5 protein-coding genes, 2 tRNA genes and 3 pseudogenes are annotated in these 7362 nt (G+C 59.0%); 2 read left to right on the top strand and 8 right to left on the bottom strand.

Annotation, left to right across the window (positions count from 1 at the left end; genetic code table 11):
- Nucleotides 1–54: 54 nt before the first annotated feature.
- Nucleotides 55–131, bottom strand: a tRNA-Asp gene (locus VHL31_RS06535).
- A 139-nt stretch (nt 132–270) separates the two neighbouring features.
- Here VHL31_RS06535 and VHL31_RS06530 point away from each other — a divergent pair.
- A tRNA-Val gene (locus tag VHL31_RS06530) sits at nt 271–345 on the top strand.
- Nucleotides 346–1089: 744 nt separating this feature from the next.
- Here VHL31_RS06530 and VHL31_RS06525 read toward each other — a convergent pair.
- The 3 genes and pseudogenes from VHL31_RS06525 to VHL31_RS06515 form a co-directional block, all read right to left on the bottom strand.
- A pseudogene (locus VHL31_RS06525) lies at nt 1090–1359 on the bottom strand (integrase core domain-containing protein); the annotation flags it as partial.
- 163 nt (nt 1360–1522) lie between these two features.
- Entirely contained in the window at nt 1523–2449 is a 927-nt protein-coding gene (locus VHL31_RS06520) for a hypothetical protein (RefSeq protein WP_329660401.1), read from the bottom strand.
- Entirely contained in the window at nt 2416–2649 is a 234-nt protein-coding gene (locus tag VHL31_RS06515) for a DUF6471 domain-containing protein (RefSeq protein WP_329660400.1), read from the bottom strand. Before VHL31_RS06515 ends, VHL31_RS06520 begins: the two co-directional genes overlap by 34 nt.
- A 110-nt stretch (nt 2650–2759) precedes the next feature.
- Here VHL31_RS06515 and VHL31_RS06510 point away from each other — a divergent pair, with 110 nt between their 5' ends.
- Nucleotides 2760–3719, top strand: a complete 960-nt coding sequence (locus tag VHL31_RS06510) for an IS1595 family transposase (RefSeq protein WP_329660399.1) — start codon at nt 2760–2762, stop codon at nt 3717–3719.
- Here VHL31_RS06510 and VHL31_RS06505 read toward each other — a convergent pair whose 3' ends face one another.
- From VHL31_RS06505 to VHL31_RS06490, 4 genes and pseudogenes are all read right to left on the bottom strand, one after another.
- Complete coding sequence (locus tag VHL31_RS06505) at nt 3720–4514, bottom strand: hypothetical protein (protein WP_329660398.1); 795 nt, start codon at nt 4512–4514, stop codon at nt 3720–3722.
- 88 nt (nt 4515–4602) lie between these two features.
- Entirely contained in the window at nt 4603–5052 is a 450-nt protein-coding gene (locus tag VHL31_RS06500; protein ID WP_329660397.1) for a hypothetical protein, read from the bottom strand.
- Nucleotides 5053–5155: 103 nt separating this feature from the next.
- A pseudogene (locus tag VHL31_RS06495) lies at nt 5156–6182 on the bottom strand (transposase); the annotation flags it as partial.
- 311 nt (nt 6183–6493) lie between these two features.
- Nucleotides 6494–7224 (bottom strand): annotated as a pseudogene (locus VHL31_RS06490) (IS256 family transposase); the annotation flags it as partial.
- Between the last annotated feature and the right edge of the window lie 138 nt (nt 7225–7362).

The following is a 7362-nucleotide window of genomic DNA, read 5'->3' as shown; positions in this document are numbered from 1 at the left end:
ACGCAGAGAGGAGGTTTTTCGGGTGGCCGTGGAGGTAGTAGCAGCGACGTGAGATGGCGAGGATGACGGGACTTGAACCCGCGACCTCCGGCGTGACAGGCCGGCACTCTAACCAACTGAGCTACATCCCCGCGTCGTGGCGGCTGATTAGTGGGGTGCGGCGGAACTGTCAACGCCATGCCGCTCGGTTTGTGGAGCTTCATTGGGAACACGAGCAGCCTTGTACCGTCACTTGAACTTCGGGCCACGTCCGCTTACAGGCGGGTACGCGCGGGTGTAGCTCAGTGGTAGAGCGCGACGCTTACACCGTCGATGTCGGGGGTTCGAAACCCTCCGCCCGCACCATCTTCAAGGTCATGTACCAGGTTCGGTACGCCTCGCTCAGTCCCAACGCATCACGGCGTACCCCCGTCAGTTGCAGCTGGTTTGGACGCAGCTTCGGCGCTGTCGGTGCACCGGCCGGATGGTCACATTCCGTGGCCGATACAATGACAGGTATCATCTTGTTCGGGTATCACGGCCTTGGTTTCCGAGAGGGTCCCGTGCGGCTGGTAAAGGACGGCCGGTGGTTGCGGCGTCGACTTTTCCTCGATGTCCTCGGTCACCTGTCCACAGATCCTTAGGAATGACTGGCGAGGGCAGCAGCCAACCTATCGACTGCCCCCGGGTCGGCTGCCGTCGGACTCGAACCGGCGACTGCGTCTGGCTCGATGCTCCGCTGCCTGCCGGGGAAGCTTGCTGGATCTTGGTCTGACGACATCTGCTACAATGACGAGCGCGCAGCCTGAGGTCACGCATGGCCGGCCGCCAACTGTAACACGTGGATCGTGTATCTTCAGCTGCAGTCGGGTCCATCGGTGGCGGGACATCACGTTGGCAGTGCTGCGGGTGGCTGAGATGGCATGTGCTAATGGTCAATTAGCGTCCAGCTGTGTCTCCACCTCCTAAAGGCCGGCTGAGGCTCTTGTCGAAACAGTGGCGCCCTCGTTGGAGATCTTGATGAAATGACAGCGATATCTTCTGGCTTGGTGCGCCGTGATGCGTGGCTGGAGTGCACCCCGTTTGAGCGGACAGGGTCTGAGTTGGGTAGGCACTGAGTTTGCGGAACTCAGCAGGCGAATGGAAGCGCAGCGCCGAGTGTGGGTGGATGGTGTTGTAGTCGTCCATCCAAGCCGGCAGCAGACGGATGATGGTGTTGGGATCTGGCAGGATCGAGAGCCGCAGATAGTGGCGGCGGAAGGTCTTTACGAAGGCCTCGGCGATGCCGTTGCTTTGTGGGGAGCGGACGGGCGTGAAGCACAAGCGCTGGCCGAGGGCAGTGGCCGTGTTACGGGTCTCCCTGGCGATGTAGGCGCTGCCCCTCGACGGTCTCCTGACCGTCGTCCTTTCAGGAAGCGGATCAATCCGGCCTTAGGTAGCAAATGCACCTATGCGCGCGGGCGCGCCGCGCAGGCCGCCCGCGCGTTGGGCGGTGAGCATGCTTGAGTGGTGCCGAAGCTGTGGACCTGGATGGTTGTTGGCCCTAGTTGGCCTCATTGCCACCTTGGGACAGCCTAAATTGCTTGGCGCGTTCCCCTTGATTGGGCAGCCACTCATATCGGAAGTTAGTCTTTCGACTTATCTTGAAGGCGTCTCTATATGTGATAGCGCCATAGAAGTAAAAAATAACAGGGGTCGAAGAGGCTATCATCTTGACGTAAACATCATCCGCCATTTCAAAACCAACTTCGCTCTCCGCAAAGTCTCCAGGATATATAATGCAAGGGGGGACGTGTTCGGGGATCTCGTAATCCCAGCTCGCCTGTTCACCCATAGGGAAGAAGGTGCATCTGACATACGCTTTAACTTCGTATGCTGGGGATTGACCGAAGTTCCTGAAAACTACTTTTGCAGCGAAAACACCAGGGTTGGGTTGTTTGACCCATGCGCATTGAGAAACCCCCACATAAGCACGAATTTGGCGCTCGCCGGTGTCCTGAGTGACCCTGACGGCATCTTCGGCGGCATTCGTAGCCCGGCGGGTCAAGAACAAGCTATATATGAGGCCGGCAGTGCCGAAGACCGCAGCTATCACTCCGAAAGCAGTGAGCGCAAGATTGAGAAATGCAAGAAAGTATTGCCCGTAGGCGGCGTCGGCCGCCTTCCACTGGGCACGCAGATCTTGGTAGTCGCGTTGCTCGGTACGGCAATCCTGGCTGTCGGAGCACTCGGCCTGACTTACTCGTTCGGCCTCTTCGACTCTTATGGGCATGTTAGGGTTTGGCGGGGGTATGCCTTGTTTGCGGCCTGCTTCCCTATTGGTCTGGCGTGCTACAGCCTCGCTGGATTCGGTGATCCCAGGGCCATATTTAGTCTCTGCATCCTGTAAGCGAAGCGCAGATACGAACCCTAATACGATACCGAAGATAAGCGTAGCTAGGATGGCTCCCGCAATCGCAGCGTGACGCATCCGATCACCTCAAGACATTGCAGCAGAAAAGCTGCGGTGAATTTGCCCCGGCTTATCTTGTTTGCAATTGAGGCAGGTGTCTCCTCAACGCCAATCTCGGCCAGCTTGGAAACAAGCTGTTGATAACTCACATCCTGACGCTTCAGTTCGGCCTTCAGGATGCTACGCGCCTTCAGCGCCCAAACATCTTCCGTACTCATCGACATCTCCTATGCGGGATGTAGATATCATATCTGATAAATAGTTCTTGCCAAGGCAGTGCCTTCTGTTATCATATGTGACAGAAAGTTACCGCATACGGCATCAGTCCATGGCTCAACACTTCCTCCTCTCCGCCGCAGCCCGCACCCTTTCGCTGGTGCGCGTGGCACGGATGACCGACGAGGAAGCCTATGACGTGTTCCGCAAGCTTCGTTGGCAGGACACCAAGGGCGAGGCCGTCTGCCCGCGCTGTGAGTGCGTGGCCTGCTACGAGTTCAAGACGCGCCGCATCTTCAAGTGCAAGGCATGCCTGCACCAGTTCACCGTCACGTCCTCCACCATCTTCGCCAGCCGCAAGCTGCCGATCCGCACCTACCTGCTCGCCATCGCGATCAGCGTGAATGCGGTGAAGGGCTTGAGCGCCTTGCAGCTTGGCCGTGATCTGGACGTGCAAGCCAAGACCGCGTTCGTGCTGGCCCACAAGCTGCGCGAGAGCATGAGCGCTGACCAGGATCGCTACCGGCCGGCTGGTGAGGTCGAGATCGACGGCTGCTACGTCGGCGGCAGCATCCGGCAGGCGAACAGGAAGGCGGATCGCAAGGACCGTCGCTTGGCCCAGCACCAGACCGGCAAGCGTCGCGTGGTGGTCGTCATGCGGGAGCGCAACGGCCGCACGCTGCCGTTCGTGGTTCGCAGCGAGGAAGAGGCGGTGCCCACCATCGCCCGTCGCGTGCAGGCTGGCTCGACCGTGCATGCCGACGAAGCGGCGTCATGGGACGCGCTGCATGCTCGCTTCGCCATGAAGCGCATCAACCATCTGGTTGCGTTCTCAGACGAAGGCTCCTGCACCAATCAGGCAGAGTCGTTTTTCAGCCGTCTCCGTCGGGCCGAGTATGGGCAGCATCATCATATCTCTGGCCCTTACTTGCGCTTCTATGCCGGCGAGATGGCATGGCGCGAGGACATGCGCCGGGAGAGCAACGGCGTGCAGTTGGAGCGGGCTACGGTTGGTGCGCTGAGCCACGGCAAGAGCCGCAACTGGTGTGGGTATTGGCAGCGGGCTGTTTGATCAAGCTGGTAGCGTATCGCTATCTTCCTTAAAACGAGCACTTGCAATGATAAAAAAATACTCTGTTCTTACAAATTTCTGTATGCGTCTCGGCAGTTCGACAAAAGCAACGCCTAGAGACAGGAAAGATATCGATATTAGCCATCCGTTATAAGAACTGCTCCAACTACCAAAATCACGCAAAGCTAAAATGAATTGAACAGCCAAATAAATAATCGGATACAGCATGGCTGCACGCACGATATCTATCTTGATATACTGTCGGTATGTCTCACTATAGCCATCAGGGTTATATCTACGAAAATACTCTTTGAGAGCATTAACCTTGTCGGTTGGAGACACTGCGGCCCCACTGCTTAGATATTGATGATCAGGGAAAATCTTAAGATAAAGATCATCAATGTCCTTAGCATCCTTCTTGTACCAGTATGGGTATGAACACTTCTCCCCAAATCGGGGGACATACCTCAGCATCCTGTTTATAAAATTACCGCCAAAATTTGCCAACGAGCCTATAAAATATCCGCTGAGTACGTAAGTGCTGGCGCATAAGATGAATGCCCAGAAAGACATGTTAATTATATAGGAAGTAAAAATTTCCTTAGCTAATCTCTGAGCATTATGATCGAATATTGAATATACCAGCAGGAACGCGCTTAGTGGGGCTACATTACCTACTAAATCTCTAATTAGATGATGGCGCGAAAAGTATAATTCTTTTATGCCGCCTATCATCATAACCTCGCTCGTTCCCCCTGCTGGAAACCTAGCTTCTGCCATGAGCAGAAGAAACAACGACCGCGAGGAAACGCCAAGAATGCTGGGGATGTAGCTGTGAGGAACCTGTGCATAAACCTAGGATGGCACCTGCCCCTTTGCAAATTCATCCTTCGCCTACCCGAGCAATAGCCCACCCCACGGCACGCGGGCCGAGCTGCACCTTCTGCATCAGCCCCTGATCAGCCTGCCGCCGCACCGCCTTGTCCACGCGGCTCTCCAGGAACTCCCGAGCGCCTAGATCGTCGGGCAAGCCAAGCTGGCGCATGGTGGCAGCGGCGATCTGCGCTACCGTCATCGGCTCTTGTGCCGTCCTGAGGATGTCGAGGATGGAGCGGGCCAGATCGCCTCTGCCGAACACTAGTGGTTGCTTAGGCCGTGGCTTCTTCGGGCTGATGGCTGCGATGGGGTAGGTTGGGCTGAACAGCCGGATTGTGGCGTCTACATGGGCGAGGCTGGCGCGTAGCACGCGCAGCCTGGCCTCCCCCGCTTCGATCTCGCCTGCCAGGTCCGCACGCTTACGCACCAGCGCTGAGATCGCGAAACCGTCGCCCATCATAGCCTCCCCTTGGTGAGAGGCACTGTGGCAGACAGGACACACTTTGGGCATTCGGCACGAGGTGTGTTTGCTACCTAATACTGGATCAATCGGCTTCTGTCGATCGATTGTCCGACAGCCATTCCACCGGATGCGATGCCTTCGGACTGCCAAAGCGCCTCTCTACACAGGCGACCATGAGGTCCTGGACCATTTCGCCAGAAATGCCAGCTGTCGTGGCCGACCATCGATCGCAGAAGGCGATCGATCCAATCCCACAGGGACGGCCGTCAGGAGACGGCCGCGGGGCGACGATCTTGCGGTCACAGGCGTCGATCGCAAACAGGATGCGGACGATCTCGCCGCTCCGGCAGGTCAGCTCGAAATGGTCGGAGCACCAACGGATGTTGGAGGTCAGCGCGATGACCATGCCGTCATGGGTCCGACCGATCTGGCGGCCGGTATGGCGCTGCAGGACGAGACATGGTTTTGCAGGATGCAGCACGCGCTTGGCGTTGACCTTTGGCAGTTCCTGTCCCTGGAAGCGACGGTTCAGGAGCGCAGTGATGCGCCGGTAGCCATAGGACGGGTGCTCATCGACCAGTTAGCGGATCAGCGGCAAAAGGCAGCTGTCTTCGACCTTATGGTAGCGCCCGCGCGGCTTGGACGTGCGTGCCAGGCGCTCGACCAGGTTGGAGCGGGCAACACCCAGCGTGCTGGCGATGGTGGTCATCGCGAACCGTCCCTGCGCACGCTCCACAACGGCAGCAGCGACATCGGTTTTTTGCCCGTGCGGCATCGAGCGCGCCATTAAGGATTTCCACCTCCAGGGTCTTCCGGCCCAACAGACGCTCCAGTTCACGGACCCGCTCCTCGAGATCCCGTACCTGGGTCTGGCCGACCACCGGCTCATCGGCCTGCACGGCTTCGAAGCCACCTTCCAGCATCCGGCGCCGCCAGTTGAACAGCATGCTGGGCGAGATGCCGGCTTGGCGAGCGACCAGCGACACGCTCATGCCGGGCTGCATGCTCTCCTCGACCAAGCGCATCTTCTGGGCGGTCGAGAACCGGCGTTGGCGCTGCACCGACCAGATTACCTCGACGCGTGGCGGAGGTCCGTTCGGATCGGAAGCCATGATCTTATCCATAGGCGTATGCCTATGCCTTATCGGCTGACGACCCTGTCCGGTTCAAACGGGTTGCAGTCCAGTGGCCAAAGCATTCTCACCACGTGCAGAGCGGGTCGCGGTGGCGAAGGTGGCCGTCAGGATCGAGAGTAGGTATCCGATCAGTGGAGTTGGTCGATGTCGCGGTCTCGGAGGAGCAGGGTCTTGAGCTTGACGCACAGTTGCTCGGTCGGTTCGGGATAGTTCAGAACGGGACAGCAGGTGGAGAGGACCTGCTCAGGACCGTCTGAAATTTCGTGCGGTGGGGGGCGGTTACCCATCAACCGGCCATAAGCTCTGGTGAAGCGCTCGCCGAACAGGACGGCGAACTGAGCCTTCGCCATCGGCCTTTGGCCGATCCCACGGAGTGATGTCAGCGAAGCTGACATGCTCCACTCGCGAGGCGGCATCTTCCACTCCCGCTCTGCCCGGTTCAAGACTAGGAACAGCAGCTTCATGGCGGCCTCGTCGGTCGGGAAGTGGCCCCTGGCCCGGACCGCCCGGCGCAGCTTGGCGTTCAAGGCCTCGATGGCGTTCGTGGTGTACAAGATCCGGTGGACGTCGCTGGGGAAGGCGTAGAACGGCACCACCTCGGTCCAGGCACGCCGCCAGCTCTGGCCGATCGCTGGGTAGCGGCGGCCCCACAAGCCTTCGTCGAAGGTGGCAAGTGCCGCCTCGCCGGCGGCGGCATCGACCGACCGGTAGATGTCCTTGAGCGCTGCCGCCACGGCTTTGCGGTCCTTGTAAGGTGAGGAGGGACCGTGGTCCCGGTGGGACCGCGTAAGCCCAACGAACAAGTCCAGGCTGTGCCGGAGCAGGTGGACGATGCAGGTCTGCACCGTGGCGTCCGGGAACACCGCCAGGATTGCCTCGGGAAGCCTTTGAGGCCATCGACGACCGCGATCAGCACGTCCTCGACGCCACGGTTGCGCAACTCGTTCATGACGCGGAGCCAGAACTTGGCGCCCTCATTTTGCTCCAGCCATAGGCCAAGGATCTCCTTGGCGCCGTCGGGCCATAGGCCCGATCCCCCGGAGATACCGTGCTGCGGTCAAGCGGGTGACGGGCTGGGTGTCCCGGGATGGAACGGCGTTTGTGTCCGTACGACCGCATGCGCGTAGACCAAGAGCTTGCGCGCGACGGCAACCAGGATGACCTTGGG

The sequence above is a fragment of the Geminicoccus sp. genome, from assembly GCF_036263595.1.
Taxonomy (GTDB): domain Bacteria; phylum Pseudomonadota; class Alphaproteobacteria; order Geminicoccales; family Geminicoccaceae; genus Geminicoccus.
This window is presented reverse-complemented; position numbering and strand designations above follow the sequence as displayed.